Origin of the sequence: Pseudomonas sp. RIT409 (genome assembly GCF_003052515.2) — a bacterium.
Classification (GTDB): domain Bacteria; phylum Pseudomonadota; class Gammaproteobacteria; order Pseudomonadales; family Pseudomonadaceae; genus Aquipseudomonas.
The window spans coordinates 271563-296760 of sequence record NZ_QARE02000004.1 but is presented as its reverse complement, the minus strand read 5'-3'; the positions used below and the strand labels follow the sequence as shown (position 1 = coordinate 296760).

The following is a 25198-nucleotide window of genomic DNA, read 5'->3' as shown; positions in this document are numbered from 1 at the left end:
GCAGGGCATCGAGAGACATCGCCGATGATGCCGGATTCTAGCCCCGCGCGTCTGCTCCGAATCAGCCGATACAGGAAGGCGCAGCGCTGGAACCGTCGGCGTCGTCGAGACACGCCAATGTCGCGATGCGCGCCGGGCTGAAGGGCGGCCGTGGGCATGGGGCTTCCCAGCCGAATAACGTCTGGGCAGCCGTGGCGCAGATTCGGCCTTGGCACGCGCCCATGCCGCAGCGGGTGTTCAGCTTAGCGCTCGTCCAGTCGCCGTGAGGCGCCAGGGCCAAGTAGGGCACGTCTTCGCAGCGACAGACCAGTGTGTCCGCCGCGGCCAGGTGTCTCACGGCTGGCGTGAGTGAAAATGCGCGGTTCAAGGTGTCGGCGAAGCGTTGCCAACGCTGACGCTGCGACCAGCAGGCCTGCGCTTCGTCCTTCTGGCCGCTGGCGACCAACCCTGCGATCCGCCCCTCGATCAGGGCCAGCTCACTGCCGCCGAAACCGGTGCATTCTCCTGCTGCGTACAGGCCTGCGACGCTGGTGGTCTGCCAGGCGTCCACCGCGACCGCCTGCTGTTCGATGCGACAGCCCAGGGCGGCAGCGATCTCAACGTTGGGCACCAGCCCGAAGCCGCAGGCCAGGCGGTCGCAGCGGATTTCCTGGACGCTGGTTCCCGCCTGGATTCGCACCGACTCAAGCCGGTCCGAGCCCACGGCGGCAATGACATAGGCGGACGTCCGGTAGCGGGTACTGCTCAGCGTCAAGGCTTGAGCCGCCTTGTTCGGCCATCGCCACAGACCTGCCGCGAATCGGCTGACCGCGCTCAGAGCCGCCTGTTCGGCGATGCGCACGACCACGGCGCCGTGCTGGCTGGCGGTGGCTGCCGTGGCCAACAATAACGGACCACTTCCCGCGATGACGACGCGCTCGCCCGCCACCGGCAAGCCACCCTTGATCAAGGCTTGCAGGCCGCCTGCGCCGGTGACGCCGGGCAGCGTCCAGCCCGGAAAGGGCAGCAGCCGCTCGCGGGCGCCGGTGCACAGGATCAACGCATCGTATTTCAACACCCAGCCACGTTCGGCGTTTTCCAGCAGCACCTGCCTGGGGCCCGTCAGCGCCACGACCCGGGTGCTACTGTGCACCTGAACATGGGGGTACCGAGCCAGCGCGGCGCGCATCGCAATGGCCTGCGCCGGTAGCCGCGCCTGCGAGCCGTCTCGCCATATCTGCCCGCCGGGCTGTGAGTTGTCGTCGAGGATCGCGATGCGCATGCCGCTGGGGGCCGCTGCCAGGGCTGCAGCCATTCCGGCGGGGCCGGCGCCGACGATCAGCAGGTCGACGCTGTCACTCATGAGCGTGTCTCCACCTGCATGCCCTCACGGCACAGCGTCTGGCAGGCCAACCGGCGCAGGCCGTCGATGTTGACACGGCATTCCTGACAGATGCCCATCCCGCACAGCGGCGCACGCCGCAGCCCGCTCACCGATGTACGGGCGCAACGGTCGCCACTGGACATCAAGGCGGCCGCCACCGTAGTGCCGGGGCTGAAACGAACCGGCTGACCATCGATATTCAGCTCAGGCATGGGCGGAGGCTCCAATGAAGCGTTGCGGCAAAAAGGCGTTCAGGTGCGCCTGAAGGGGTTCGGGCAGCGGCGCGCGCAGCAATTGCGCAGCCAGCAGACGGGCCGTCCCCGTGGCGGTGGTCACCCCCAGCCCTTCATGCCCCACGGCCAGCCACAGGCCGGGTTGCGCGGGATGTTCCCCGATCAGGGGCTGCCCGTCCGGGCTGGCAGCACGCAAGCCCGTCCAACTGCGGATGCCGTTCAGGGTTCCCAGGTCCGGCAGAAATTCCATGGCACGCCGCAGCATCCGGCCCAACATCGCGGCATCGATGGCCGCGTCATCTTGATCGAACTGCCGGGATGAGCCGACGAACAGTTGCCCGGTGGGACGCTGCTGGACGTTGAACGCCACCGACGGGCCCTTGCCTTGATGCGCGCTGGTGACATAGCCCAGTTCGACGAGGGTGTGGGTGATCCGGGCCGGGTAGCGGTCAGTGATCAACAGATGACCTTTTTTCGGTTCCAGTGGCAACTCAGGGCACAGCGTCCTGGCGTGGATGCCGTTGGCCAGCACCACGGCGTCGGCTTGCAGCCATTGGCCGTCCGCCAGCCGTACGCGAGGCCCCTGGACGTCCACCACCTCCGCCCGCTGCTGTCGCACCTGACGGGGCTGGCGTTGCAACAGCCAGCGCGCCGCATTCGGTGCGTAGAGTATCCCGTCGCCCGCGACCCTCAGCGCGCCCGCAAGTCCTGGACGCAGCGCGGGCTCAGCGTCCGCCACCTCGGCGCCGGTCAGCAACTCGCACGCCATGCCGTATTCGTTCAACGCCGCGTGTTTACGCTCGGCCTCGACCATTTCCTGATCGTTGCAGGCCAGCCATAACGTACCGTTGGTGCGCAGGGCGCAGTCATCGGGCATGTGCGGCGCCAGCTCGCGCCACAGCCCGACGGAGTAATTCCCCAAGGCCAGTTCGGCCGGGCTGTGGTCCAGCACTACCAGATGGCCCATCCCCGCCGCCGTCGCGGCCGGGCGCTGGCAATCGAGCACCAGCACGTTGACGCCGTGGCGAGCCAGTTCGTCCGCGCAAGCGGCCCCGATGATCCCGCCGCCGATCACGATCACGTCGGCCGCCTTGCCCTCGATCAAAGGCGAATGCCCCAGGCGAACGGGTCGGCATCGTCCAACAGCAAGGTCGCTTCAGCGCTGATGTAGGCTCGCCCGCGGATCGTAGGGACGATGCGGTCGCCCAACTGCCGTTCGCCATGTTGCCACTTGAAACTGCCCTCGAACTGGCTGCCGATGACGCTTGCCTGTTGCCAGACGGCGCCCGGCTCCAGCTTGCCGTCTGCGGCCAGGCAAGCCAGTTTGGCGCTGGTGCCGGTGCCGCAGGGTGAGCGGTCGTAGGCTTTGCCGGGGCACAGGACGAAGTTGCGGCTGTCAGCCTGATCGTCATCGGCGAACAGTTCGATGTGATCGATAATGCCGCCGTCTTCACCCCGAACGCCCTGGCTCTCCAGCGCCTGACGGACTTTCCAGGTGTAGTCGGTCAGTGCGTCGAGGTGATCGCTCGACACGCTCAGGCCATGGTCGGCAATGAGGAAGAACCAGTTGCCGCCCCAGGCAATGTCGCCGGTCACGCTGCCCACGCCCGGCACGTCAACGATGAAGCTCTTGCGATAGCGATAGGACGGGACGTTGTCGACGCTGACCGAACGGTCTTCATGCAGGGTCGCCTGGACGGTACCCACCGGAGTTTCGATGCGGTGGACCCCTGGTCCGATCCTGCCCAGATGTGCCAGTGACACCACCAGGCCGATCGTGCCGTGGCCGCACATGCCCAGATACCCCGAGTTATTGAAGAAGATCACCCCGGCACAGCACTGGGGATCGACAGGCTCGCACAACAGCGCACCCACCAGCACGTCGCTGCCGCGAGGCTCGAGGACCGTGGCCGCGCGCCAGTCGTCATAGGCATCGGCCAACAGCTGTCGCCGCTCCGCCATGCTGCCGTGGCCGAGGTCGGGAAAGCCATCCAGCACCAGACGAGTGGGTTCGCCGCCGGTGTGGGAGTCGAGGATCTGGATGCGTTTCATGTGCTACCCCCTGCCAGTGAGTTGCGCGAATCGCTGCGCGCCCCGGATACGGACAATGCGCTGGATCGGCGACAGTCGTTGACGACCGGCAACAGATTGGCGGGAACGGGATAACGGGTCTTGACCGATTTCGCCCTCGGCGATGACGAAATCGGCACAGTGCCCGAGCGGTCAGATTTCGCTGATCTCGGCGTGGGGCAGATGCGCATAGAGCGCTCGGCAGACGCCGATGATGTGATGTTCGATGAGTTCGGCGGCGGTCTCCACGTCACGATCGGCACAGGCCTTGAGGATTTCACGGTGCTCTTGGTCGGCGCGTTCCTTGCCCTCGTCAAAACTCATCTGCACCCGCAGATAGCGTTCCACCTTGTCGTGAATCGAGCGGATCATGTTCAGCAGAAACGGGCGCTGCGCGGCTTCGTAGAGGCACGTATGGAAAGCCCAGTTCAGCTCAGCCCAGCGGCCGATGTCGTCATCGCCGACGAACTCGTCACAGATGGCCCTGGCTCGGTCAAGCTGGGCCTGGGTCAAGCGCGGCACGGCCAAGCGAATCGCCTGGACCTCCAACAGCACCCGTACTTCGAAAATCTGCGCCAGCTCCGGCTCGGAAATGCGCGTGACCACCGCGCCCTTGTTGCGCTGGAATTGCACCAGGCCCTCGGCTTCCAGCCGTTTCAAGGCTTCGCGCACCGGAATCTTGCTTACATTGAACACGCGTGCAATGTCGTCCTGCCGAATGGGTTCGTCTTCGGCGAACTGGCCGGAAATGATCGACTCGCGGAGAAATTTGGCAATGACCTCGGACGCCGACGGGGCGACGCCGAGGTTGGGTGCGTCAGGGAGGAGAAAGGGCACGCGCAGGACTCGGGCTGTGGGCGGATGCCGGATATTGTATACGACCTCCAATTTGTTACGCGCCGTGCCAATGCGGTCGGGTGAAAAAAAGATCAGTGGTTGGTCGTGTAGGCCAGCATCATCGACAACTGGCAAAGCGGTCGGCCGCTTTCGGCGTGCCATTGGTTGAACGCTGCCTGCACCGCTGCCTGATCGCGCTGGCTGGTCGGCACCTTGTCGACGATGTTTTGCGCGTTGAGCGCGGCCACTACGTCGTCGCTGGGGATGAACGTGTCCTTGCCCACCATTCTCAGAAAGCGCGGTGCCGACAGCCCACCCAACTGATTGCCGTGCTTGGCCAGGTAGCGCCACAGGCCGACGATATCGGTCACTGGCCAATCGGCGATGAACTGGCCAAAGCTGCCGTGTGCCTGGGTGATATCGAGGATCATCTGGGCATTGCGCGGCACGCTTTTCAATTTGCCCAGATGGCGGATGATGCGTTCATCCTGCATGAGGCGCTCGATATGGTCCGCGCCCATCAGCGTGACCTTCTGCGGGTCGAAGCCGAAGAACACCTGCTCGAACGCCGGCCATTTGGCGTCGACGACGCTGTGCTTCAAGCCCGCGCGGAACACCCGCAGTGCCAGCGTCGACAAGTAACGGTCGTCGCTGAGCGCTTTGAGCTGTGTGGGGGTGGCGGGTTCAGGCAGGTGGGCGTCGAGCGCGGCGGCGGAGCCGAAACGGTTGAGGCAGTATTCATGGAGCCATTTGTAGTCTTGCATGCCCTCTCCAGGGAGAATCTTGATAGGGGTTTGAAGTGCGAGGTTGTACAGGCGCGCGCAAGCTCACGCCTGCCGTTCCGATCGTGTGCGCTGGTACTGAAACCGCCAGCGCGCATACAGCAGGGCGCTCACGAACACAGCCAGGCTCGCCAGCATTTCCAGCACGCCGAACAGGGCGCGGCCCGGGTCGAACGCGGCCAGTGCGCCCTTGATGAAATACAGGTTCACCACGAAACACATCCAGGCGTGCCCACGCGCGCTGGCGGTCAGCATGCCCGGTGCGAGCAGCAGCAAAGGCACCAGTTCGATCGACAGAATGACCCACGGCCGGGCGCCGTGAAGGTCGGCGAAACCCAGATAGTACAGGCACAGCAGCGCAATCAACGCAAAAAAACACAGCAAGGCAGCTGCCCGGCTCCAGCGCAGCCGGGGTTCCAACCATTCCAGTGGGGGCCGTCGCCCGGGCTTTTCAGCCACGCGATGGGGCCAACAACTGCGCGGTTTTCGCCAGACGCTGGCCGAGTGCACGACACAAGGTGGTCTCGTGCTGATCCAGCGGCCGTTTGCCGTCAGCACCGGCGTGATGGCTGGCCCCATAGGGCGTGCCGCCGCCACGGGTTTCGACCAGTGCCGCCTCGCTGTAGGGCAGGCCGGTGATCAGCATGCCGTGGTGCAACAGCGGCAGGAGCATGGACATCAAGGTGGTTTCCTGACCTCCGTGCAAACTGGCGGTGGAGGTGAATACGCTGGCGGGCTTGCCTACCAATGCGCCGGTCAGCCACAGGTTGCTGGTGCCGTCGAGAAAGTATTTCAACGGCGCGGCCATGTTGCCAAAACGGGTCGGGCTGCCCAGAGCCAGGCCTGAACAGTTCTTCAAGTCATCCAGGGTCGCGTACGGCGCACCGGTGTCAGGAATGCTTGGGGCCACCGCCTCACAGTCACTCGAAACCGCCGGGACCGTGCGCAGACGCGCTTCCATGCCCGCCATTTCCACGCCACGGGCGATCTGTCGGGCCATCTCGCCGGTCGAGCCGTTGCGGCTGTAGAACAACACCAGAATATAAGGCGCGCTCACGGCAGAATCTCCAGGATTCTTTCGGGCGGCCGGCCGATCACTGCCTTGTCACCGACGATCAGGATCGGGCGCTCGATCAGCTTGGGGTGGCTTACCATGGCCTCGATCAGTGCGGCCTCGTCGAGACCCGCATCGGCCAGGTTGAGCGTCTTGTACTCGTCTTCGCCGGTGCGCAGCAGATCGCGGGCAGCGATACCGAGCTTGCCGAGCAGATTCGACAGCTCGGCGGCGCTCGGTGGGGTTTCCAGGTAGCGGACGATGGTCGGAGCCAGCCCGCGCGCTTCGAGCAATTCCAGCGCGCCACGTGACTTGGAGCAGCGCGGGTTGTGATAAAGCGTCAGATCGGTCATTTGCAGGTCGCATCTTTCATGAGGTGGCGGCTATTCTACAGCGGTGACGGTAAAGGCCAAGCGAGCGCCTGCATCGGGTTTTCTTCGAAAGGAACATGCATCATGGCAAGGCGGTTGGCAGCAGCGGTAGTGCTTTTCGGCAGTATGTTGCTCAGTGGGTGCGGGGTGGATCTGGGCACCGACCAGAACGGTCAGAAGGTCGCCAGCGACCGGGTGGACAAACACTGGCTGGTCATCAACTACTGGGCGGAATGGTGCGGGCCCTGCCGAACGGAAATCCCCGAATTGAATGCGTTGGCCGAGCAGACGCAAGGGCAGAACGTCAGCGTGTTCGGGGTCAATTTCGATAACCTGCAGGGCGAAGACCTGAAAAGCGCTGCCAACGCGCTGGGCATCAAGTTCACCGTGTTGGCCCAGGACCCCGCCGAGCAATACGACCTGCCCAAGAGCGAAGCATTGCCCGTGACTTACATCATCGACGACAAGGGCAAGGTGCGTGAACAACTGATGGGGGAGCAGACCGCAGCAGGCGTGGCGCAGAAACTGGCTGAGCTCAAAGGCAAGGGTTGAGTCCCTCGCTCAGCCACGGCAGGTTGTCGGCAGGCGGATGATTCAGTCTTCTTCAAGCCACAACCGCAGCGGCAACCCCTCGGCGGGCCAGAGTTGCAGTTGCTGGACGTTCGACAGGTCCCAACGCTGCACGTGGCCCAGGGCGTCGAAGAATCGACGCTCCTGTTCCATCAGCGCCGGGGCGCAGAGCCTGCGGGTGCTGCCAACCGGGCCGAAGCTGATCGCATCACCCTCCAGCCGGTACGCCGCGAACCAGTGGTTGCAGCCACCACTGCCGTAGGCTCGGCCATCCTCGCCCAAGGTCATGGTCAAGTGACTGCTGTCGATCAAGGGGCGTTCGCCGATCCATTCCAGCACATACCCGTGGTCACGCCTGAGCGCCTCGCTGTCATGGGCACAACCGCTGAGCAGCGAGATGGCCAGGGTTACCAGCAGCCGTTTCATGCGGCGTCTTTTGCGCAGGCGGGGCACAGGTGCCGTTCCCCAGACGTCACCCAGCCCAGTTCGGCAATGCGTGCCGTGGCCGCGGGCTTCAGGGCTTTCTTGCCTTCCTTGCCGTCGACCATGAACTCGACGTCCTGCACTTTCCCGCAGCCGTTGCAGGTGACTTTCCATTGGTGGATCGCCAGTTCCGTGAAGGCCGGCCCATTGGCCACCGCCACCCATTGACCCGGCGGATTGATGAGGTGACGAACCTTTTCGACGTTCAGGCGCATGTACAGGTCCTTGCTGCCTTTGACCGTCACCAGCAAGACGTCATCGTGCTTGATCGAGCCGCCGTTGCCAGTGACTTGGTAACGTCCCACCGCCAGGCTGCGGCATTCGATCAGGGTATGTTGCGGGGTGAGCATGCTGTAACGAAAATCGTGTTCGGCCATGAGGGTCTCCAAATAGGCGCGCATGCTAACACTTTAGTGGGTGTTGTCTGGCTGCCGCAGGGCAGTCGCTCACACCAAATTCCGAGGTGTGCCCGCTGCCCATTGCCTGATGTTCTCCAGCGTCGTCTGGGCAATTGCGCCCAGCGCTTCGTGGGTCAGAAACGCCTGATGCGCCGTGATCACTACGTTGGGAAACGTGAGCAGCCGTGCGAGCACGTCGTCCTGCAGGGGCAAGTCCGAACGGTCTTCGAAGAACAACTGCGCCTCTTCCTCGTACACGTCCAGCCCCAGATAGCCCAGTTGCCCGGTTTTCAACGCATCCACCAATGCGGGGGTGTCCACCAGGGCACCGCGACCGGTGTTGATGAGCATTGCCCCGCGCGGCATTCGGGACAGTGAGTCGGCGTTGATCAGGTGGCGCGTGTCGTCGTTGAGCGGGCAATGCAGGCTGACAATCTGCGCCTGTGACAACACCTGCTCCAGCGGCAGATAGCGCCCGCCCAAGGCCAGGACGTCGGGATTCGGGTAGGGATCGTAGGCGAGTAATCGGCAGCCGAACCCGGCCATGATCCGGGCGAACGCCGCCCCGATCTGTCCGGTGCCCACCACGCCGACGGTCTTGCCCACCAAGTCGAACCCGGTCAGGCCATGCAACGTGAAGTCGCCATCGCGGGTGCGGTTGTAGGCGCGATGCAGGTGCCGATTGAGCGAAAGGATTAGCGCCACCGCGTGTTCGGCGACGGCATGGGGCGAGTATGCGGGGACCCGCACCACCGTCAGCCCCAGCCGCCGGGCGGCGGGCAGGTCGACATGGTTGAAACCTGCCGACCGCAGGGCGACCAGGCGTGTGCCGCCGGCCGCGAGACGCTCCAGCACCGGCGTGCTCAAGTCATCGTTGATGAATGCGCAAATCACCGGATAGCCGTCAGCCAGCGCGACCGTATCCAGCGTCAGCCGTGCAGGCTGAAAATTCAGCTCGATGCCACCGTCATTGGGCGTGGCGAGGAAGCTGTCGCGATCGTAGGCCTGGCTGCTATAGAGAAGGGTGCGCATGGGGGCTCCTCACGACTTGAATGCGGATCGATCCGTTGGAACGGGGGGCGCCACGCGCCTACCCAAGAACATGGCAGGGTTGGTTTCGATGGTATTGACCTACATCAAGCACTCACTCGCGCCTCGGTCTCGAGCCGGGTAATGGCTTTCTCCAGGTCGTCCAGTGCCTGACCGCTGTCCGGCGACGCTTGCTTGAGCAGGGTTTCGCTGCGCTGACAGGCTGCGCGAAGCTGTGGCACGCCGCAGTAACGGGTTGCGCCATGGAGGCGATGAACCCGCTCGATCAGCGCCACGTGGTCGTTTTCTTCACGGGCAGCCCTGATTGCCTGACGGTCAGTGTCCAGCGAGGCAAGCAGCATCGCCAGCATGTCTGCGGCAAGATCCGCCTTTCCGGCGGCCAGGCGCAAGCCTTCTTCATGATCGAGCACTTGCAGGTTGATGCCGCCGTGGCTGATCTCGTGGTGACGTTCGGGGGCTTGATTGCGCAAGGCCAGACCCGTCCACTTCAGCACCACCTGCGCCAGTTGTCGTTCGCTGATCGGCTTGGTCAGGTAATCGTCCATGCCGCTTTGCAAAAGGGCACGCTTTTCATTGGCCATGGCGTGGGCGGTGAGGGCAACGATCGGCAGCGACGTAATCTGCCGTTCGGTTTCCCAACTGCGAATCGCCTCGGTGGCCTGGCGGCCATCCATGCCGGGCATCTGGACGTCCATCAGCACCAGATCGAAGGGTTCTTCCTGCACGGCCTGAACCGCCGCATAGCCGCTGTCCACGGCCATCACCCTGGCGCCCATGTCTTCGAGCAGGGTCTGGACCAGCAACAGGTTGGCCGGGTTGTCGTCCACGCACAGGATCCGCGCAGGCCTGCTGGAAACCGGCTCGGGTGCTTCGTTGCGCAATTGCTTGGGGTTGATCAATTCGGACAACGCCCGGCGCAGCTTGCGGGTGCACGCCGGTTTGGCCTGCAATTGGGTATAGGCATCGGGCACCGAGGCCTGATACAGCGCCTGTTCGGTGGTCGGGCATAGTACCAGCACTTTGCAGTCGAGGTTTTCCAGGTCCCAGATCTGCTGACGCAAGCGCTCTGGCGGCAGTTCGTGCGCAGTGACGCCGAGCACAGCCATGTCGATGGCGTGCGGCGTCTGGTGCACCACCGTCACCCCGTTGATGAGGTTTTCCACGTTGTTGAAGACCATCGGCTGCAAGCCGCAGTCTTCCAGTTGGTGCTCCAATGCCTGACGCGCCAAGTCGTGGTGCTCGAGGACCGCGACGCGGCGACCCAGCAGCGGCGGGGCGGGCAGGTCTTCAATGTCATTGCGGGTTTTTGGCAATGTCAGGGTGATCCAGAATTCCGAGCCTTCGCCGGGCGTGCTTTCCACGCCGATTTCACCGCCCATCTGCTCGATCAGCCGCTTGGAGATCACCAACCCCAACCCGGTGCCGCCAGAATGGCGTGACAAGGAGTTGTCGGCCTGGCTGAACGCCTGGAACAGCGCGCGAACATCCTGACTGGACAGACCGATGCCGGTGTCCTGCACGCTGATGCGCAGTTGCACAGCGTCTTCATGTTCTTCCTCCAGCATCGCCCGAGCGACAATGGTGCCTTCGCGGGTGAACTTGATGGCATTGCTGACGAGGTTGGTCAGGATCTGTTTGAGCCGCAGCGGATCGCCCACCAGCGACAGGGGCGTGTCGCGGTACACCAGACTCACCAGCTCCAGTTGTTTGGCGTGGGCCGCCGGGGCGAGGATCGTCAGCGTGTCCTGCAACAGGTCCCGCAGGTTGAAGGGGATGGTGTCGAGCACCAGCTTGCCTGCTTCGATCTTCGAGAAGTCCAGAATCTCGTTGATGATGCTCAGCAGGCTGTCGGCCGACTTTTCGATGGTGCCTAAATAATCATGCTGACGCGGTGTGAGCTCGCTTTTCTGCAGCAGGTGGGTGAACCCCAGGATGCCGTTGAGCGGCGTGCGGATCTCGTGGCTCATGTTGGCCAGGAATTCCGACTTGATCCGGCTGGCCTCCAGGGCCTCCTTGCGCGCCAGGTCCAGTTCGATGTTCTGGATTTCGATGGTTTCCAGGTTCTGGCGCACGTCCTCGGTGGCCTGCTCGATGTTGTGCTGCAGCTCTTCCTGAGCGTTTTGCAGGGTCGCCGCCATGCGGTTGATCCCTGACCCGAGTTCGTCCAGCTCATGACTGCCCATCGGAGGCAGTCGTGCTTCGAGGTTGCCTTCTTTCAACTGGGCGACGACATGTTTGATCTGACTGATTGGCCCGTTGATGGTGCGGCTCATGCGCAGCGCGAGGATTGCGGTCAGGCCCAGCCCGGCGGCAATCAGCATCAGACTGGCGAACAGGCTGCGGTAACCGCGCAACAGGGTGCCGCTGTGGGACAGTTCCAGTTCGACCCAACCCAACAGCCGGTCGGCTTCTGCCGGGACCACATCACCGGTGAGATGACGATTGCGACCGAATACCGGCATGAGGTAACGCGTGGCGTCGTTCTCGGAGCGCTGCAACAGGTGGGTGCCGCTGCCGATCGGTGGCTGGTTGATCATGGTCGGCCCGGCGTGGGCGAGCACGTTGCGCTCGGCGTCCAGGAACGACACCGCGCGCACGTCCGCCTGTTCCAGCACCTGCCCGGCGATGCGGTCGAGCATCGGTTTGTCGGCACTGGCCAGCGCCGCCGCCGATAGCGGAGCCAGTTCGTTGGCGATCATCTCGCCGCGCTTGACCAACTGGGTCTGCAACTCGGAAAGCTGCATCCAGGTGAAATAGCCTCCCAGCAGCCCCGCCATCAGGCAGGTCGGCAGCAGAGTCAGGAGCAGCACGCGGCCTTTTATGCCCAGTCTGTTCAGCACATTGTGTTCTCCGGCACGCGCGGTCATCCGTCGTTGCATGGCAAGTCCTGCGCCAGCGTGCCCTGATGTTCGGCATACAGCCCTATGGTCGTCTGCGCAGTGTAGCCAGTTGCGCGCAAGGATTGGCGGCTAAATGGCGATCGGCGAAGCGTCCTACCGGCTTTGGCGATCAGTCACCATTGCTCGGCACAGGGCAATCTTGAATAATCACGGCCTTGAGAATCAATCGCAGACGCCAATGAATCCCGCCACCATTCACCGCCCCAGCATCCTCGCCATCGAGGACGATCCCGTGCTCGGCGCGTTCGTTCATGAGCAACTGGACCGCTGTGGCTTCCATGTCACTTGGTGTCGCAACGGCGTGGAAGGGCTCGAAAGGGCGCAGTCCCAGCCTTTCGACGTGGTATTGATGGACATTCTGCTGCCGGGCATGAACGGCCTCGACATCCTCGTGAACCTGCGCCGTCACCACACCGTGCCCATCATCCTGATGTCGGCCCTCGGCGCCGAAGCGGACCGCATCAGTGGCTTCCGCAACGGCGCCGATGATTACCTGCCCAAGCCTTTCAGCGTCGATGAACTGAGGGTTCGCATCGAGGCCATCCTGCGGCGCGTGGCGCTGGACCGCAGTGGCCACGCGCGCCTAGGCATGCCTCCTCCGGCCGACCTGCCGAAGCCTGGGGCGCTGGCCTTCGACGAAGGGGTGTGCGACGTGACGTTCGCGGGCAGGGCTGCGCAGTTGACCCCTACCGAGTACCGGCTGCTGGAGACCTTGTGGCGCAGCCCCGAGGAAGTGCTCAGTAAACCTTTCCTTTATCAGCATGTGCTGCAAAGGGGCTATTCGCAGCATGACCGTAGCCTGGACATGCACGTCAGTCAGATCCGCCGCAAGCTCAAGGCCGTCGGCTATGAAGAGGGCCACGTCCGCACGGTGTGGGGCAAGGGCTATGTGCTGACGACGGCAGTTGTCGATGGCTGAAGGCAATCCTGGCCTGCCTGGCAGGCATTCGCTGTTCTGGAAACTGGTGGTTCTGCTGGTGGGCTTCTGCCTGCTGATGATCTGGCTCAGTTGGTACTGGGGGCGTTACCTGGAAACGCAGAATGCCTATCTGTCTGCTGAATCCCGCAGCGTGCTCAACGGCTACGCTGCCGAGGCCGAGCAGGCGTGGAAGGTTGGGCGACAGCAGGGGGTCGATGTGTGGCTGCGCGAGGTCCGCCGCCATGAGAAGGGCTGGGTGGGCGTGATCGGGCGTGATCTGCAATCCCTGGGCAGCGTGCCGCTGGACGATGTTCAAATGCAGCGCCTGACCTTCATGCGGGGGGTGGACTGGCCGATGAGCAGGCGCCAGAAGTCCGCGCCCTGGCTGAAGATTCCGTTTCCCCAGCACCCGGCCGTCGGCAGCCTGGTCATCGAACTGCCCGAGCGCTTCACCCCCGGCCGCCACGCCTTGCTGTGGCAGATATTGACCAACGCCGTGATTCCGGCCTTGTTCACCCTGCTGTTGTGCGTCGGTTTGTACCGGCTGTTGATTCGCCCCCTCAATCAGTTGCGGGAACAGGCCAATGCCTGGCGCGCCGATCGCCTCTCCAGCCGGCTCTCGCCTCAGATGACTTCTCGACAGGACGAGCTGGGAGAGCTCAACCGGGCGTTCGACCACATGGCCGCGCGGCTGCAATCCACCGTGCAGATCCAGCAACAATTGCTGCGCGATCTTTCCCATGAGCTGCGCACACCGCTGAGCCGCTTGCGCGTGGCCTGCGACAGCGAGCAGAGCCTGCCGGAACTGCGCGAGCGCCTGAGCCGCGAGGTCGAAGGGATGCGGCGACTGGTGGACGACACCCTGCACCTGGCCTGGCTGGACGCCGAGCGGGAGAAACTGCCGGACGAGGACATTCAACTGCTGGCGCTGTGGGACATGCTGGTCGACGACGCCTGCTTCGAGAGCTTTTGGTCGCCCCGACAGTTGAGCTGCGACTTGGGCAGCGAATGCTGGGTCCGTGGGCATTTGAACACCCTGGCACAGGCGCTGGAAAACATTCTGCGCAACGCGATCCGACATTCGCCGCCCGGTGGACTGGTGCGGCTGGGTGGGCGTCGTGATGGCGCCGATTGGTTGATCTGGCTGGACGACCAGGGCGGCGGGGTGGATGACGGTGACCTGGAGCGGATCTTCGCACCGTTCATTCGTCTCGATGGCGCACGCCCTGGCGACGGCGGGTTCGGTCTGGGGCTGAGTATCGCCCGCAACTCCTTGCGGCTGCAGGGCGGCGACATGTGGGCGGAAAACACTCTGGAAGGTTTGCGTATCATCATGCGACTACCGGCCGCGGACAGGGAAACGGTCGAGTAAGTCGCCCGGCGGGCCGGTCTGCGCAGCAGGCCGGTTCATCGACGACCAAGGGATTGGAAGCATGTCGAGGGGCGCCTTATTCCATTTGGTCCTAGCGAACTCACTTTGCGTGATATGGGCTGGCCTCGATTGCCGGTATGATAGGCGACCCCCGCATGTCTGGACCGCGAACACGCCATGACCCTGCAGTATCAAACCATCGCCGACTGCGTCGGCAACACCCCGCTGGTGCGTCTGCAACGCATGGCCGGGAACACCAGCAATACCTTGCTGCTCAAGCTCGAAGGCAACAATCCGGCCGGTTCCGTGAAGGACCGCCCGGCGCTGTCGATGATTACCCGCGCCGAACTGCGCGGCCAGATCCATCAGGGCGATACCCTGATCGAAGCGACCTCCGGCAACACCGGCATTGCGCTGGCAATGGCTGCTGCCATCAAAGGCTATCGCATGATCCTGATCATGCCCGACAACTCCAGTGCCGAGCGCAAGGCTGCGATGACTGCTTACGGTGCCAAGCTGATTCTGGTCAGCAAGGAGGAAGGCATGGAGGGCGCCCGGGACTTGGCCGAACGCATGCAGGCCGAAGGCCGTGGCAAGGTTCTCGACCAGTTCGCCAACGGCGACAACCCGGAGGCGCATTACGTGGGAACCGGGCCGGAAATCTGGCGACAGACCGGTGGCACCATCACCCATTTCGTGAGTTCCATGGGGACCACCGGGACCATCATGGGCACCTCGCGTTACCTCAAGGAACAGAACCCGAACATCCAGATCGTCGGCCTTCAGCCTATGGACGGCTCGGCGATTCCCGGGATCCGCCGTTGGCCACAGGAATACCTGCCGAAAATCTATCAGGCTGACCGTGTCGACCGGATCATGGACATGGCCCAAAGCGAGGCCGAGGACGTGATGCGTCGGTTGGCCCGCGAAGAGGGTATTTTCTGTGGCGTGTCGTCGGGCGGTGCTGTGGCGGGCATGCTGCGTTTGTCTCGGGAAGTCGAGAACGCGGTCATGGTCGCGATCATTTGTGACCGAGGCGACCGATACCTGTCGACCGGCGTCTACGATGCGCCCAACTGATGGCCCGGCGTGATTCGGGCCTGCGTTTCCAGCCCAGTGGCGGCACACGGGCAACGCAGGTCCCTACCGGTAAAAAACAGCGCTTGAACATCGAGCGGCTGGCGAACGACGGCCGCGGTGTCGGCTTCGTCGACGGTCGCACCTGGTTCGTGTCCGGCAGTCTGGCGGGGGAGGACGTCGAAGCCAGGGTACTGGGCGCCCATGGCAAAGTCGTGGAAGCGCGCACCGAGCGAGTCTTTGAAACCAGCGCCTTGCGCCGCACGGCGGCTTGTCCGCACTTCGGCCACTGTGGCGGCTGTAGCCTCCAGCACATGCCCCATGACGAGCAGCTTGCCCTGAAACAGCGCATGCTGGCCGATCAGTTGATTCGGGTGTCGGGTATCGAACCTGAAGAGTGGGCTGCCCCTCTGACCGGTGATGAGTACGCCTACCGCCGTCGCGCGCGTGTCGCGGTCCGCTGGGATGCGAAAGCCAAGCGGCTGGATGTTGGATTCCGCGCCGCGTCCAGTCAGGACATCGTCGCCATCGACCAATGCCCGGTGCTGGTACAGGCCTTGCAGCCGATCATCACAGCGTTACCGGCCATGCTGAAAAGCTTGAGTAAGCCCCAGGCGCTGGGCCACGTGGAATTGTTCAGCGGGTCGGCCAATGCCGTGCTTGTGCGTCACACGGCTCCATTGGTCGACGCCGACCTGCACATTCTCGACGCTTTTTGCCAGGCCCATGCCGCGCAGCTCTGGTTGCACGGCGAGGGCGAGCCGCAGCCGGTGGATGCCGGTGCGCAACTGGGGTATACCCTTGAGCCGTGGAACCTGATGCTGGCGTATCGCCCTGGTGACTTCGTGCAAGTCAACGCGCAGGTCAATACTGCGATGATCCAGCAGGCGCTTTCGTGGCTTGCACCCCGTTCGGACGAACGAGTGCTGGACTTGTTCTGCGGGCTTGGTAACTTCGCTCTACCACTGGCACGGATCGCCCGCGAAGTGGTAGCGGTGGAGGGGGTCGATGCCATGGTGCGTCGGGCTGCCGATAACGCAGTCAGTAACGATTTGCATAATGTACGGTTTCATCAGGCGGATCTGTCGCAGCCGCTGGACAAGGCAACCTGGGCCGTGGAAGGTTTCTCAGCCGTGTTGCTCGATCCCCCGCGTGACGGGGCGTTCGAAGTGGTAAGCAGGCTACGCAAGCTCGGCGCCGAGCGGCTGGTTTACGTGTCCTGCAACCCGGCCACGCTGGCGCGCGACACGGTCGAACTGATCCGGCAGGGCTACCGATTAAAACGTGCCGGAATCCTCGATATGTTTCCACAGACAGCGCATGTCGAGGCGATGGCGTTATTTGAAGCGAGTAAGTGAGGCAAGCAGGGCTCGAGGAACTGAGCCAGCGTCTTACAAGGAGTCTCGTTTAATCCGACTGGCCCGCGTATGCCAGTCCTTGCAAGGCCCGCAAGGAGCATGCGCCGAGAAGGCCAGCGACTGATGGCGCATTTCATCGCGCCGTAGGGAAGGTAAGCAACATGGTACAGGTGAGAGCACACCAGCCGATAAACACCGACGGCAGTATCAACCTCGACGCATGGCTCGATCATGTGGTCAGCGTCGACCTCGCAGTGGACCGACAGGCGCTAAAGGAGGCCTGCGAGTTCGCGCGGTTGGCCGAGCAGCAGGACAACGCCGCCAAGAACCTCTGGGCAGAAGGCACGTCGAGCTTTCAGACGGGGCTGGAAATCGCGGAAATTCTGGCCGACCTCAAGCTCGATCAGGATTCGCTCATCGCGGCGGTGATCTACCGCGGCGTGCGTGAGAACAAGATTTCGCTGCCCGATGTCAGTCAGCGTTTCGGCCCGACGGTCACCAAACTGATCGATGGAGTGCTGCGCATGGCGGCGATCAGCGCCAGCCTCAGCCCGCGTCAGTCCCTGGTGCTGGGTAGCCAGGTGCAGGTCGAGAACCTGCGCAAGATGCTGGTGGCCATGGTCGACGACGTGCGCGTCGCTTTGATCAAGCTTGCCGAGCGGACCTGCGCCATCCGTGCGGTGAAAAACGCCAGCGACGAAAAGCGCAATCGTGTCGCTCGCGAAGTCTTCGACATCTACGCGCCCCTTGCCCATCGTCTCGGGATCGGTCACATCAAATGGGAACTGGAAGACCTGTCCTTCCGGTACCTCGAACCCGAACAGTACAAGCAGATCGCCAAGTTGCTCCACGAGCGTCGCCTCGATCGGGAGCGTTTCATTACCGACGTGATGTCTCAGCTGGAAAACGAGCTGCTGGCGACCGGTGTCAAGGCGGATATCAGCGGTCGGGCCAAACACATTTACTCGATCTGGCGCAAAATGCAGCGCAAAGGGCTGGAATTCAGCCAAATCTACGATGTGCGGGCAGTGCGGGTGCTGGTGCCGGAGATGCGCGACTGCTACACCGCGTTGGGTATCGTCCACACGCTGTGGCGGCACATTCCCAAGGAATTCGACGACTACATCGCCAACCCCAAGGAGAACGGCTACCGTTCGCTGCACACCGCAGTGATCGGCCCTGAAGGCAAGGTGCTGGAAGTGCAGATCCGCACCCACGCCATGCATGAGGAAGCCGAACTGGGGGTTTGTGCTCACTGGCGGTACAAGGGCACGGACGTCAAATCCAGTTCCAACCATTACGAAGAAAAGATCTCCTGGCTGCGTCAGGTGCTGGAATGGCACGAAGAACTGGGGGACATCGGGGGGCTGGCCGAGCAGCTGCGGGTCGACATCGAGCCGGACCGGGTCTACGTCTTTACCCCGGACGGGCATGCCATCGACCTGCCCAAGGGGGCGACGCCGCTGGACTTCGCCTATCGCGTGCACACCGAAATCGGCCACAACTGCCGGGGCGCCAAGATCAATGGCCGCATCGTGCCGCTGAACTACAGCCTGCAGACCGGTGAACAGGTCGAAATCATCACCAGCAAGCACGGTACGCCGAGCCGCGACTGGCTGAACTCGAACCTGGGGTACATCACCACCTCGCGGGCGAGGGCCAAGATCGTCCACTGGTTCAAGCTGCAGGCGCGCGACCAGAACGTGGCGGCGGGCAAGGTGCTGCTGGAGCGCGAGTTGCTTCGCCTGGCGTTGCCACAGGTGGACTTCGAACGGTTGGCGGAAAAGGCCAACATGAAAACCGCCGAAGACATGTTCGCCTCTCTGGGGGCGGGGGATCTACGCCTGGCGCAGTTGGTGAACCTGGCGCAACAGTTGGTCGAGCCAGAGCGGGGCAACGAGCAGTTGGAGCTGATCCCGCGCAAGGCCTCGGGTTACAAACCCGGCAAGCGCGGCGACATCCAGATCCAGGGCGTGGGCAATCTGATGACCCAGATGGCGGGCTGCTGCCAGCCGCTGCCGGGCGATGCCATCGTCGGTTACATCACTCAAGGGCGTGGCGTGAGCATTCACCGCCAGGACTGCGCGTCGGTGCTGCAACTGGCCGGACGCGAGCCGGAGCGCATCATCCAGGTCAGTTGGGGGCCGGTGCCGGTGCTCACCTATCCGGTGGATATCATCATTCGGGCGTACGACCGCTCGGGGCTGCTGCGTGACGTGTCTCAGGTGTTGCTCAACGAGCGCATCAACGTGCTGGCGGTCAATACCCGTTCGAACAAGGAAGACAACACCGCATTGATGTCGCTGACCATCGAGATTCCCGGGCTGGATGCGCTGGGACGCTTGCTGGGGCGCATCTCGCAGTTGCCGAACATCATCGAGACGCGGCGTAACCGTACGCCCTGACAGCAACGAGAGCGGCACACCACAGGCCTCAAGGCGTCCACAGACTGCCTGAAGGTTGTGGTGTGTCGCTTGCCGCTCTGATCCAAGGAAATCCATGTACAAGCTAGATGATCTGCTGCACCTCATGGCCCGCCTGCGCGATCCGCAATATGGCTGCCCATGGGATGTGAAGCAGCGTTACGCGACCATCGTCCCGCACACCCTCGAAGAGGCCTATGAAGTGGCCGACGCCATCGAGCGCGAGGATTACGATGACTTGCGAGGTGAGCTGGGCGACCTGTTGTTTCAGGTGGTGTATTACTGCCAGTTGGCTCGGGAAGAGGGCCGTTTCGCCTTCGATGGTGTGGTCGACGGCATTACCCGCAAGCTGATCCGTCGCCATCCCCATGTCTTTCCCACGGGCGATCTCTACGCCCCGCTGGAAACGCCGCGCTTGAGCGAGGATCAGGTCAAGCATCGCTGGGAGGAAATCAAGGCCGAAGAGCGAGCCGGGAAAGCGCATGTGCCGGAGCAGCTCTCCCTGCTCGACGATGTGCCGAATGTCCTGCCTGCGCTGTCGAGGGCCGCCAAATTGCAGAAGCGCGCGGCTCAGGTCGGCTTTGACTGGCCCGAAGCGCTGCCGGTGATCGACAAAGTGCGTGAGGAGCTCGACGAAGTACTTCAGGCCATGGCCGACAACGACAGCGAAGCCATCGAGGAGGAGGTGGGTGACCTGCTGTTCGTCGTGGTCAACCTGGCACGTCATCTCAAGGTCGATCCGGAACAGTCATTGCGCGCCGCCAACGGCAAATTCGAGCGGCGCTTTCGTTTTATCGAAACAGCCTTGCGCGAGGCGGGGCGTCCCATCGAAGATTGCAGTCTCGAAGAAATGGACGCGCTCTGGGGTCAAGCCAAGCGTCAGGAAAAGAACACGCCCGACTGCGGTTGAGTCGTCGGTTTAGCAAGAAGTCAGAGAGAGAACATCAATGGCGGGTATATCCCTTCGTGACCAACTGCTCAAAGCCGGTCTGGTCAATGAGAAGCAGGCCAAACAGGTCGCCAAGAGCAAGCAGAAAGAGCAGCGCCTCGTACACAAGGGTCAGGCAGTGGCGGATGACACTCATCAGCGCGCAGCCCAGGAAGCCATGGCTGAGAAAGCCAAGCGCGATCAGGAACTGAACCGTCAGCAGCAGGAAAAAGCCGAGCAGAAAGCCCGTGCCGCTCAGGTCAAGCAATTGATCGAGGCCACCCGGCTACCGAAGCTGACCACCGAGGATTACTTCAACTTTGCCGACGACAAGAAGGTCAAGCGTATTTCCGTCAACGCTCTGATGCGCAGCAAGCTCAGCAACGGCTCGCTGGCGATCGTGCACCACGGTGGCACCTATGAGGTCATCCCGCGTGAGGCGGCGTTGAAGGTTCAGGAGCGTGATCCTCGGCGTATCGTGCTGCTCAGCGAGACCACCGAAGAGCCGGATGCCGACGATCCGTACGCGGCTTACAAGATCCCCGACGATCTGATGTGGTAATCCGCTACCCCTGAATGACAAAACCCGCCAAGGCGGGTTTTGTTTTGCTGCGATTCCGTTATTGCATGCTTTCGGCCTTCTTGGCCTCTAGAGCCGCGAGTTCTGCGGCATAGCTCTGCGCGTCCGATTCTTGATGGAACATCCCAACCAGCTCACCCTGCTGTCGCACATCCCAGATCTGAATGCCGTCGGCAATGCTTTCGTGTGATTTGTGGGCTTCGTCGCGTTCAGTAACCGTTACCGTCATATCGAAAACTCCTGACTCTTTGATATCTGCGGCAGGACGTCGCAGTGACTTCTTTATAAATTTCCGTAGCTTGCTAAGTAAACGTTCGTTTTCTGTAAAGGTTTTTTGCGAAATTCGTAAGAGTGGGTAAATCGCTGTTTTGCAAGGTGCTGTGGCGATTTGTCGCACACGGAAGGCGGGATGAAGAATGTTTCATTTTTTGCTGGCCAGGACCACAGGCGAACCGCTACGAAGGCTTCAGCCCTTCGACCGCGGATTGGGCAGGTCCCGAGCGCGTTATTTCGAAGGGTCAGGGCACAAAAAACCCCGCCGTAGCGGGGTTCAGAGGCGTCTACAGGCGCTGCGATCAGCTGCCTTTCACCGACTTACCGTTCACGGTGCCGTCTTGCAGCATGATGTTGTATTCCTTACCGTCGGTCTCGACCTGTTGCAGGCGGACCAGCAGGTAGTCGTAGTTCTTGGCGAACCACATCACCGTAATACGCTTGGTCTGAGTCGGGTCGCGCACGCGCTCGACCTTGATGGCATCGACCGAACCCACCTTGGTGTCGACTTTTTCGGTGCCCAGGACGCGGAAATCATAGGTGTCCGTTTCGTCACCGTCGACCACTTGGTAGCTCATGGTCTTCTTGCCCGCGGCGACATCGTTCTGCAGCGCCAACTGGTACGTGGACTTGTCAAGAATCCCGGTATTCAGTGGGATCTTGATCGGGTCTTTGCGATCGGTGCCCGTGACGAACTTGGTGGACCAGTCGAACACCAGATCGACAGTCTTGCTCTTGCCCAGGCCGCCACGTTCGAAGTGGTAGGTCTGCGGCAACAGCGTGCCCTTGTCAGCCTTGAAGGTGCTGACTTCGGTCAGGCTGGCAATCATCATTGACGCCTGGAAGTTCAAGGTCCAGGTGCCGTCGGCGTTCTTTTCCAGGCTGCGGGTGGCGCTGCCGCCCCCTACAGGTAGTTGTTTGAAATCGGCGGTGTAGCTCGCGGAGAACGGTTGAGGGTCTGCCGCGTGAACCGTAGGAAGTGCGAGCAGAGCGAAAGCGAAGAGCAAAGCACGACGCATGGTATCTCCTGTCTTTGAATGGAAGGGCCGACTTAGACGGCCCGAATCACATGACCGCTTGGCCCCAGGGGCTGCCCGTCCAGTGAAGCACCCGATACGTCCAAGGCCAGGCGGCCCTCGGCGAACCAGCGGATGGCCAGCGGGTAAATCAGGTGTTCCTGGGTGTGAACCCGTTGCGCCAGCGTGGCAAGCGTGTCGTGCAACTGTACCGAAATAACAGCTTGTACGACCAGAGGCCCACCATCGAGTTCCTCGGTGACGAAGTGCACGCTGCACCCATGCTCGGTGTCGCCAGCCTCCAGCACCCGCTGGTGGGTGTGCAAGCCTTTGTAACGCGGAAGCAATGACGGATGTATGTTCAGCAGGCGTCCGTGGTAATGGCGCACGAAGCCCGGAGTGAGGATGCGCATGAAGCCAGCAAGGACCACCAGCTTCGGCGCAAACGAGTCGATCAGTTCGACCAGCGCGGTGTCGAAGGCCTCGCGACCCTCATAGGCGGTGTGCTCCAGAACGCGGGTCGCGATGCCTGCGTTTCGAGCCCGCTCCAGGCCGAAGGCATCGGCGCGGTTGGAAATCACCGCGCAGATGCGAGCCGGGCTCGAACTGTCCTGAAAGCTGTCGATCATCGCTTGCAGGTTACCGCCGGTGCCGGACAGCAGCACCACTACATCACAGGGTTGGGGCATGTCGGGCATCAATGCGCCTTGACGTTTTTCAGCTCGACCTGTGGAGCACCATCGGCCGCAACGCCGATCTGCCCGATCACCCATGGCTGCTCGCCCGCGTCACGCAGCGCGTTCAGCGACGCTTCGACGTGTTCCTGTGCAACGCAGATGACCATACCCACGCCGCAATTCAGGACGCGGTGCATTTCGTGCTCGTCGACGTTGCCTTTCTCTTGCAGCCAATCGAACACCGCAGGGCGGGTCCAGCTCGCCACGTCGATGACCGCCTGGGCGCCCTCGGGCAGCACGCGCGGGATGTTGTCCAGCAGACCGCCACCGGTGATGTGGGCCATGGCCTTCACGGCACCGGTATCCTTGATCAGCTTGAGCAACGGCTTGACGTAGATGCGAGTCGGCGCCATCAGCAGGTCGGTCAGAGGTTTGCCGTCCAGTTGAATGTTTTCGATGTCGGCACCCGCGACTTCGATGATCTTGCGAATCAGCGAATAGCCGTTGGAGTGTGGGCCGGACGATGGCAGCGCAATCAACGCGTCTCCGCTGGCGACTTTCGAGCCATCGATGATTTCGGCCTTTTCAACCACGCCGACACAGAAGCCGGCCAGGTCGTAGTCTTCGCCTTCGTACATGCCAGGCATTTCAGCGGTCTCACCGCCGACCAGCGAGCAACCCGCCAGTTCGCAGCCTGCACCGATGCCGGTCACGACCTGAGCCGCGGTGTCGACGTTCAGTTTGCCGGTGGCGTAGTAATCCAGGAAGAACAGAGGCTCGGCGCCGCACACCACCAGATCGTTCACGCACATGGCGACCAGATCGATGCCGATGCTGTCGTGCTTGTTGAGGTTCAGGGCCAGGCGCAGCTTGGTGCCGACGCCGTCGGTGCCGGACACCAGCACCGGTTGTTTGTAGCCGGCAGGAATTTCGCACAGCGCGCCGAACCCGCCCAGGCCGCCCATCACTTCCGGGCGCTTGGTGCGCTTGGCCACGCCCTTGATGCGTTCGACCAATGCTTCACCGGCGTCGATGTCTACACCGGCGTCTTTGTAGCTCAGGGAGGGTTGCTTGCTCATTATCCAGGCCTTTAGGGGGATTCGGGGTAACGACCGGGGTGGAGACGGCTCGTGGCTGTGTCATCGCCGGTCTGCGAAGGCGCGCGATTTTATCAGGGTTGGACTCCACCGGCCATCCTTGGCCCGACAGGCAGGGCCTCGATCAGAAAAAATAACGCGGTCGTTCAGGCTTCAGCCGTTCGTCGGCCGCGATAAAAGGTGTAAGTTCATCCCCAGAGTGAGCGATTCGGGCGGCGTTGCGGTCTGAGTCGAGCGAGTCATTTTTCACGCAGCTATTTATAGGCTGCACCTTTTGCTTCGTGGGAATTTTTATGCGCCTGAAGAACTGCCTGTTGATAGGTTGTCTGTCCCTCATCAGCCTCCCGGCCCTGGCCGAGACGGTGAACAATCTGTACCAGGTGCGTGAGCCGGTCAGCGGTCAGACCCCCGATGAAAAAGCCCGCGCCACCCAGGCTGCGCTGGAAACCCTGGTCATTCGTCTGACGGGGGATGCGAAGGCCGCCCAGGGCGCAGGTCTGGCCGATGTACGCAAGGATCCGCAGCAGATCATCAGCCAGTTCGGTTACGACGCCGGTCCCCCTGAGTCGCTGCAGGTGGATTTTGACCCGGCCAGCACCGACCGCGCCCTACGCCAGGCAGGGCTTGCCCTGTGGGGCTCCAACCGCCCGGTGATCATGGCCTGGTGGCTGAACGATGCAACCGATGGCGCGAACCTGGTGGGCGATGGTCAGGCGACTGCCGAACCTCTGCGCCGCGCGGCCCAGCACCGTGGCTTGCCGCTGCGTTTGCCGCTGGCTGATCTGGGCGAGCAGGGCATTGGCAATGCCAAGACCCTCGATGGCAACGACGTGACGCCGTTGAAACAGGCCTCCGAGCGTTACGGCTCCGATGCGATCCTTGCTGTTCATGCTCAGCAAAATGGGGAACAGTGGCAGGGCAAATGGCACCTGTGGCTGGGCGACAAGATGGAGCAAGGCAGCGCATCGGCTGCGTCCTCTGCCGACTTGGCGGATGCGGTGTTGCTGGCGGTGAGTCAGCGGCTGGCCCCCCGTTTCGTGGTCAAGCCAGGGACTTCGTCGGGCATGGCGCTGGAAGTGCAGGGTATGACGCTGGAGCGTTACGCCCAGTTGGGTCGCTTGCTGGAGCCCTTCGGCGGGCGTCTGAAGTCGGCGGAAGGCGACAAGGTCGTGTTCGATGTCAGCGGCAGCGCGGACCAACTGCGTTCGCAACTGGCGTTGGCCAAATTGCAGGAAGTCCCCGCGGGCGAGCTGAGCCCGACCCCCGTCGATGCAGGGCAAGTCCCTGCGGGCGGAGCCGCGCCGGTGCCCGTCCCGACCGCAGCGCAAACGCTGCATTTTCGTTGGTAAGTGAATGAGACGATGCAC

26 protein-coding genes are annotated in these 25198 nt (G+C 62.7%); 9 read left to right on the top strand and 17 right to left on the bottom strand.

From position 1 onward, the window contains the following. Positions 1-61: 61 nt before the first annotated feature. From DBP26_RS07825 to arsC, 9 genes are all read right to left on the bottom strand, one after another. Positions 62-1342 (bottom strand): FAD/NAD(P)-binding oxidoreductase, encoded by a 1281-nt coding sequence (locus DBP26_RS07825; protein WP_108576220.1) that lies wholly within the window; start codon positions 1340-1342, stop codon positions 62-64. After that, the gene (locus DBP26_RS07820; RefSeq protein WP_108237302.1) at positions 1339-1575 is read right to left on the bottom strand and encodes a (2Fe-2S)-binding protein; all 237 of its coding nucleotides are present in this window, start codon (positions 1573-1575) and stop codon (positions 1339-1341) included. Before DBP26_RS07820 ends, DBP26_RS07825 begins: the two co-directional genes overlap by 4 nt. After that, entirely contained in the window at positions 1568-2701 is a 1134-nt protein-coding gene (locus DBP26_RS07815; RefSeq protein ID WP_108237301.1) for an FAD-binding oxidoreductase, read from the bottom strand. The genes DBP26_RS07820 and DBP26_RS07815 overlap by 8 nt, the downstream gene beginning before the upstream one ends. Beyond that, positions 2698-3648, bottom strand: a complete 951-nt coding sequence (locus DBP26_RS07810) for a 4-hydroxyproline epimerase (RefSeq protein ID WP_108237300.1) — start codon at positions 3646-3648, stop codon at positions 2698-2700. Before DBP26_RS07810 ends, DBP26_RS07815 begins: the two co-directional genes overlap by 4 nt. 171 nt (positions 3649-3819) lie before the next feature. Next, entirely contained in the window at positions 3820-4503 is a 684-nt protein-coding gene (locus DBP26_RS07805) for a GntR family transcriptional regulator (RefSeq protein ID WP_256602001.1), read from the bottom strand. A 92-nt stretch (positions 4504-4595) separates the two neighbouring features. Further along, positions 4596-5267 carry a DNA-3-methyladenine glycosylase I gene (locus tag DBP26_RS07800; RefSeq protein WP_108237298.1) on the bottom strand — a complete coding sequence of 224 codons (672 nt, stop codon included), beginning with the start codon at positions 5265-5267 and terminating at the stop codon, positions 4596-4598. Between the two features lie 63 nt (positions 5268-5330). After that, positions 5331-5744: a DUF2069 domain-containing protein gene (locus DBP26_RS07795; RefSeq protein WP_108237297.1), complete on the bottom strand. Its 414-nt coding sequence runs from the start codon at positions 5742-5744 to the stop codon at positions 5331-5333. After that, positions 5737-6342: an NAD(P)H:quinone oxidoreductase gene (gene wrbA, locus DBP26_RS07790; protein WP_108237296.1), complete on the bottom strand. Its 606-nt coding sequence runs from the start codon at positions 6340-6342 to the stop codon at positions 5737-5739. Before wrbA ends, DBP26_RS07795 begins: the two co-directional genes overlap by 8 nt. Beyond that, complete coding sequence (arsC, locus tag DBP26_RS07785) at positions 6339-6692, bottom strand: arsenate reductase (glutaredoxin) (protein ID WP_108237295.1); 354 nt, start codon at positions 6690-6692, stop codon at positions 6339-6341. The genes wrbA and arsC overlap by 4 nt, the downstream gene beginning before the upstream one ends. Before the next feature lie 102 nt (positions 6693-6794). Here arsC and DBP26_RS07780 point away from each other — a divergent pair, with 102 nt between their 5' ends. After that, entirely contained in the window at positions 6795-7262 is a 468-nt protein-coding gene (locus DBP26_RS07780; RefSeq protein WP_108237294.1) for a TlpA disulfide reductase family protein, read from the top strand. Between the two features lie 42 nt (positions 7263-7304). On the opposite strand, the gene DBP26_RS07775 is transcribed toward DBP26_RS07780, so the two are convergent. From DBP26_RS07775 to DBP26_RS07760, 4 genes are all read right to left on the bottom strand, one after another. Then, positions 7305-7706: an META domain-containing protein gene (locus DBP26_RS07775; protein ID WP_108237293.1), complete on the bottom strand. Its 402-nt coding sequence runs from the start codon at positions 7704-7706 to the stop codon at positions 7305-7307. Next, positions 7703-8140, bottom strand: a complete 438-nt coding sequence (locus tag DBP26_RS07770) for a hypothetical protein (RefSeq protein WP_108237330.1) — start codon at positions 8138-8140, stop codon at positions 7703-7705. Before DBP26_RS07770 ends, DBP26_RS07775 begins: the two co-directional genes overlap by 4 nt. A gap of 69 nt (positions 8141-8209) precedes the next feature. Continuing rightward, the gene (locus DBP26_RS07765; protein WP_108237292.1) at positions 8210-9193 is read right to left on the bottom strand and encodes a 2-hydroxyacid dehydrogenase; all 984 of its coding nucleotides are present in this window, start codon (positions 9191-9193) and stop codon (positions 8210-8212) included. Positions 9194-9297: 104 nt separating this feature from the next. Then, positions 9298-12051, bottom strand: coding sequence for a response regulator (locus DBP26_RS07760; RefSeq protein ID WP_108237329.1), 2754 nt, complete (start codon positions 12049-12051; stop codon positions 9298-9300). A gap of 238 nt (positions 12052-12289) precedes the next feature. On the opposite strand from DBP26_RS07760, the gene DBP26_RS07755 reads away from it, so the two are divergent. The 7 genes from DBP26_RS07755 to DBP26_RS07725 all read left to right on the top strand — a co-directional run bounded on the left by DBP26_RS07755 (position 12290) and on the right by DBP26_RS07725 (position 20750). Next, a complete protein-coding gene (locus tag DBP26_RS07755) occupies positions 12290-13030 on the top strand; it encodes a response regulator transcription factor (RefSeq protein WP_108237328.1) in 741 nt (246 codons plus the stop codon). Continuing rightward, positions 13023-14402 (top strand): histidine kinase sensor domain-containing protein, encoded by a 1380-nt coding sequence (locus DBP26_RS07750; protein WP_108237291.1) that lies wholly within the window; start codon positions 13023-13025, stop codon positions 14400-14402. Before DBP26_RS07755 ends, DBP26_RS07750 begins: the two co-directional genes overlap by 8 nt. Positions 14403-14579: 177 nt before the next feature. Continuing rightward, on the top strand, positions 14580-15482 hold the full coding sequence (gene cysM / locus DBP26_RS07745; protein ID WP_108237290.1) for a cysteine synthase CysM: 903 nt from the start codon (positions 14580-14582) through the stop codon (positions 15480-15482). Further along, on the top strand, positions 15482-16837 hold the full coding sequence (gene rlmD, locus DBP26_RS07740; RefSeq protein ID WP_108237289.1) for a 23S rRNA (uracil(1939)-C(5))-methyltransferase RlmD: 1356 nt from the start codon (positions 15482-15484) through the stop codon (positions 16835-16837). Before cysM ends, rlmD begins: the two co-directional genes overlap by 1 nt. A gap of 161 nt (positions 16838-16998) precedes the next feature. Continuing rightward, the gene (gene relA, locus DBP26_RS07735) at positions 16999-19242 is read left to right on the top strand and encodes a GTP diphosphokinase (RefSeq protein ID WP_108237288.1); all 2244 of its coding nucleotides are present in this window, start codon (positions 16999-17001) and stop codon (positions 19240-19242) included. 94 nt (positions 19243-19336) lie between these two features. Further along, positions 19337-20170 carry a nucleoside triphosphate pyrophosphohydrolase gene (mazG, locus tag DBP26_RS07730; protein ID WP_108237287.1) on the top strand — a complete coding sequence of 278 codons (834 nt, stop codon included), beginning with the start codon at positions 19337-19339 and terminating at the stop codon, positions 20168-20170. A gap of 37 nt (positions 20171-20207) precedes the next feature. After that, positions 20208-20750 (top strand): DUF2058 domain-containing protein, encoded by a 543-nt coding sequence (locus tag DBP26_RS07725; protein ID WP_108237286.1) that lies wholly within the window; start codon positions 20208-20210, stop codon positions 20748-20750. A 58-nt stretch (positions 20751-20808) separates the two neighbouring features. Here DBP26_RS07725 and DBP26_RS07720 read toward each other — a convergent pair whose 3' ends face one another. From DBP26_RS07720 to purM, 4 genes are all read right to left on the bottom strand, one after another. Beyond that, the gene (locus DBP26_RS07720) at positions 20809-20997 is read right to left on the bottom strand and encodes a hypothetical protein (protein WP_108237285.1); all 189 of its coding nucleotides are present in this window, start codon (positions 20995-20997) and stop codon (positions 20809-20811) included. A gap of 346 nt (positions 20998-21343) precedes the next feature. Further along, complete coding sequence (locus DBP26_RS07715) at positions 21344-22060, bottom strand: DUF3108 domain-containing protein (protein ID WP_108237284.1); 717 nt, start codon at positions 22058-22060, stop codon at positions 21344-21346. A gap of 32 nt (positions 22061-22092) precedes the next feature. Further along, complete coding sequence (gene purN, locus DBP26_RS07710) at positions 22093-22746, bottom strand: phosphoribosylglycinamide formyltransferase (RefSeq protein WP_108237327.1); 654 nt, start codon at positions 22744-22746, stop codon at positions 22093-22095. An 8-nt stretch (positions 22747-22754) separates the two neighbouring features. Continuing rightward, positions 22755-23813 carry a phosphoribosylformylglycinamidine cyclo-ligase gene (gene purM / locus DBP26_RS07705; RefSeq protein ID WP_108237283.1) on the bottom strand — a complete coding sequence of 353 codons (1059 nt, stop codon included), beginning with the start codon at positions 23811-23813 and terminating at the stop codon, positions 22755-22757. A gap of 311 nt (positions 23814-24124) precedes the next feature. Between purM and DBP26_RS07700 the strand changes: the two genes are divergently transcribed. Further along, positions 24125-25180 carry a DUF2066 domain-containing protein gene (locus DBP26_RS07700; RefSeq protein ID WP_108237282.1) on the top strand — a complete coding sequence of 352 codons (1056 nt, stop codon included), beginning with the start codon at positions 24125-24127 and terminating at the stop codon, positions 25178-25180. The last annotated feature ends 18 nt before the right edge of the window (positions 25181-25198 follow it).

Bases quoted from the DNA above. Each gene is read 5' to 3' on its own strand.
- DBP26_RS07800 (WP_108237298.1), bottom strand. From the start codon at position 5,267: ATGCAAGACTACAAATGGCTCCATGAATACTGCCTCAACCGTTTCGGC.
- DBP26_RS07750 (WP_108237291.1), top strand. From the start codon at position 13,023: ATGGCTGAAGGCAATCCTGGCCTGCCTGGCAGGCATTCGCTGTTCTGG.
- DBP26_RS07765 (WP_108237292.1), bottom strand. From the start codon at position 9,193: ATGCGCACCCTTCTCTATAGCAGCCAGGCCTACGATCGCGACAGCTTC.
- purM (WP_108237283.1), bottom strand. From the start codon at position 23,813: ATGAGCAAGCAACCCTCCCTGAGCTACAAAGACGCCGGTGTAGACATC.
- rlmD (WP_108237289.1), top strand. From the start codon at position 15,482: ATGGCCCGGCGTGATTCGGGCCTGCGTTTCCAGCCCAGTGGCGGCACA.
- DBP26_RS07755 (WP_108237328.1), top strand. From the start codon at position 12,290: ATGAATCCCGCCACCATTCACCGCCCCAGCATCCTCGCCATCGAGGAC.
- DBP26_RS07810 (WP_108237300.1), bottom strand. From the start codon at position 3,648: ATGAAACGCATCCAGATCCTCGACTCCCACACCGGCGGCGAACCCACT.
- DBP26_RS07825 (WP_108576220.1), bottom strand. From the start codon at position 1,342: ATGAGTGACAGCGTCGACCTGCTGATCGTCGGCGCCGGCCCCGCCGGA.
- arsC (WP_108237295.1), bottom strand. From the start codon at position 6,692: ATGACCGATCTGACGCTTTATCACAACCCGCGCTGCTCCAAGTCACGT.
- purN (WP_108237327.1), bottom strand. From the start codon at position 22,746: ATGCCCCAACCCTGTGATGTAGTGGTGCTGCTGTCCGGCACCGGCGGT.
- cysM (WP_108237290.1), top strand. From the start codon at position 14,580: ATGACCCTGCAGTATCAAACCATCGCCGACTGCGTCGGCAACACCCCG.
- DBP26_RS07770 (WP_108237330.1), bottom strand. From the start codon at position 8,140: ATGGCCGAACACGATTTTCGTTACAGCATGCTCACCCCGCAACATACC.
- relA (WP_108237288.1), top strand. From the start codon at position 16,999: ATGGTACAGGTGAGAGCACACCAGCCGATAAACACCGACGGCAGTATC.
- DBP26_RS07700 (WP_108237282.1), top strand. From the start codon at position 24,125: ATGCGCCTGAAGAACTGCCTGTTGATAGGTTGTCTGTCCCTCATCAGC.
- DBP26_RS07715 (WP_108237284.1), bottom strand. From the start codon at position 22,060: ATGCGTCGTGCTTTGCTCTTCGCTTTCGCTCTGCTCGCACTTCCTACG.
- DBP26_RS07780 (WP_108237294.1), top strand. From the start codon at position 6,795: ATGGCAAGGCGGTTGGCAGCAGCGGTAGTGCTTTTCGGCAGTATGTTG.
- DBP26_RS07725 (WP_108237286.1), top strand. From the start codon at position 20,208: ATGGCGGGTATATCCCTTCGTGACCAACTGCTCAAAGCCGGTCTGGTC.
- DBP26_RS07720 (WP_108237285.1), bottom strand. From the start codon at position 20,997: ATGACGGTAACGGTTACTGAACGCGACGAAGCCCACAAATCACACGAA.
- DBP26_RS07775 (WP_108237293.1), bottom strand. From the start codon at position 7,706: ATGAAACGGCTGCTGGTAACCCTGGCCATCTCGCTGCTCAGCGGTTGT.
- DBP26_RS07820 (WP_108237302.1), bottom strand. From the start codon at position 1,575: ATGCCTGAGCTGAATATCGATGGTCAGCCGGTTCGTTTCAGCCCCGGC.
- mazG (WP_108237287.1), top strand. From the start codon at position 19,337: ATGTACAAGCTAGATGATCTGCTGCACCTCATGGCCCGCCTGCGCGAT.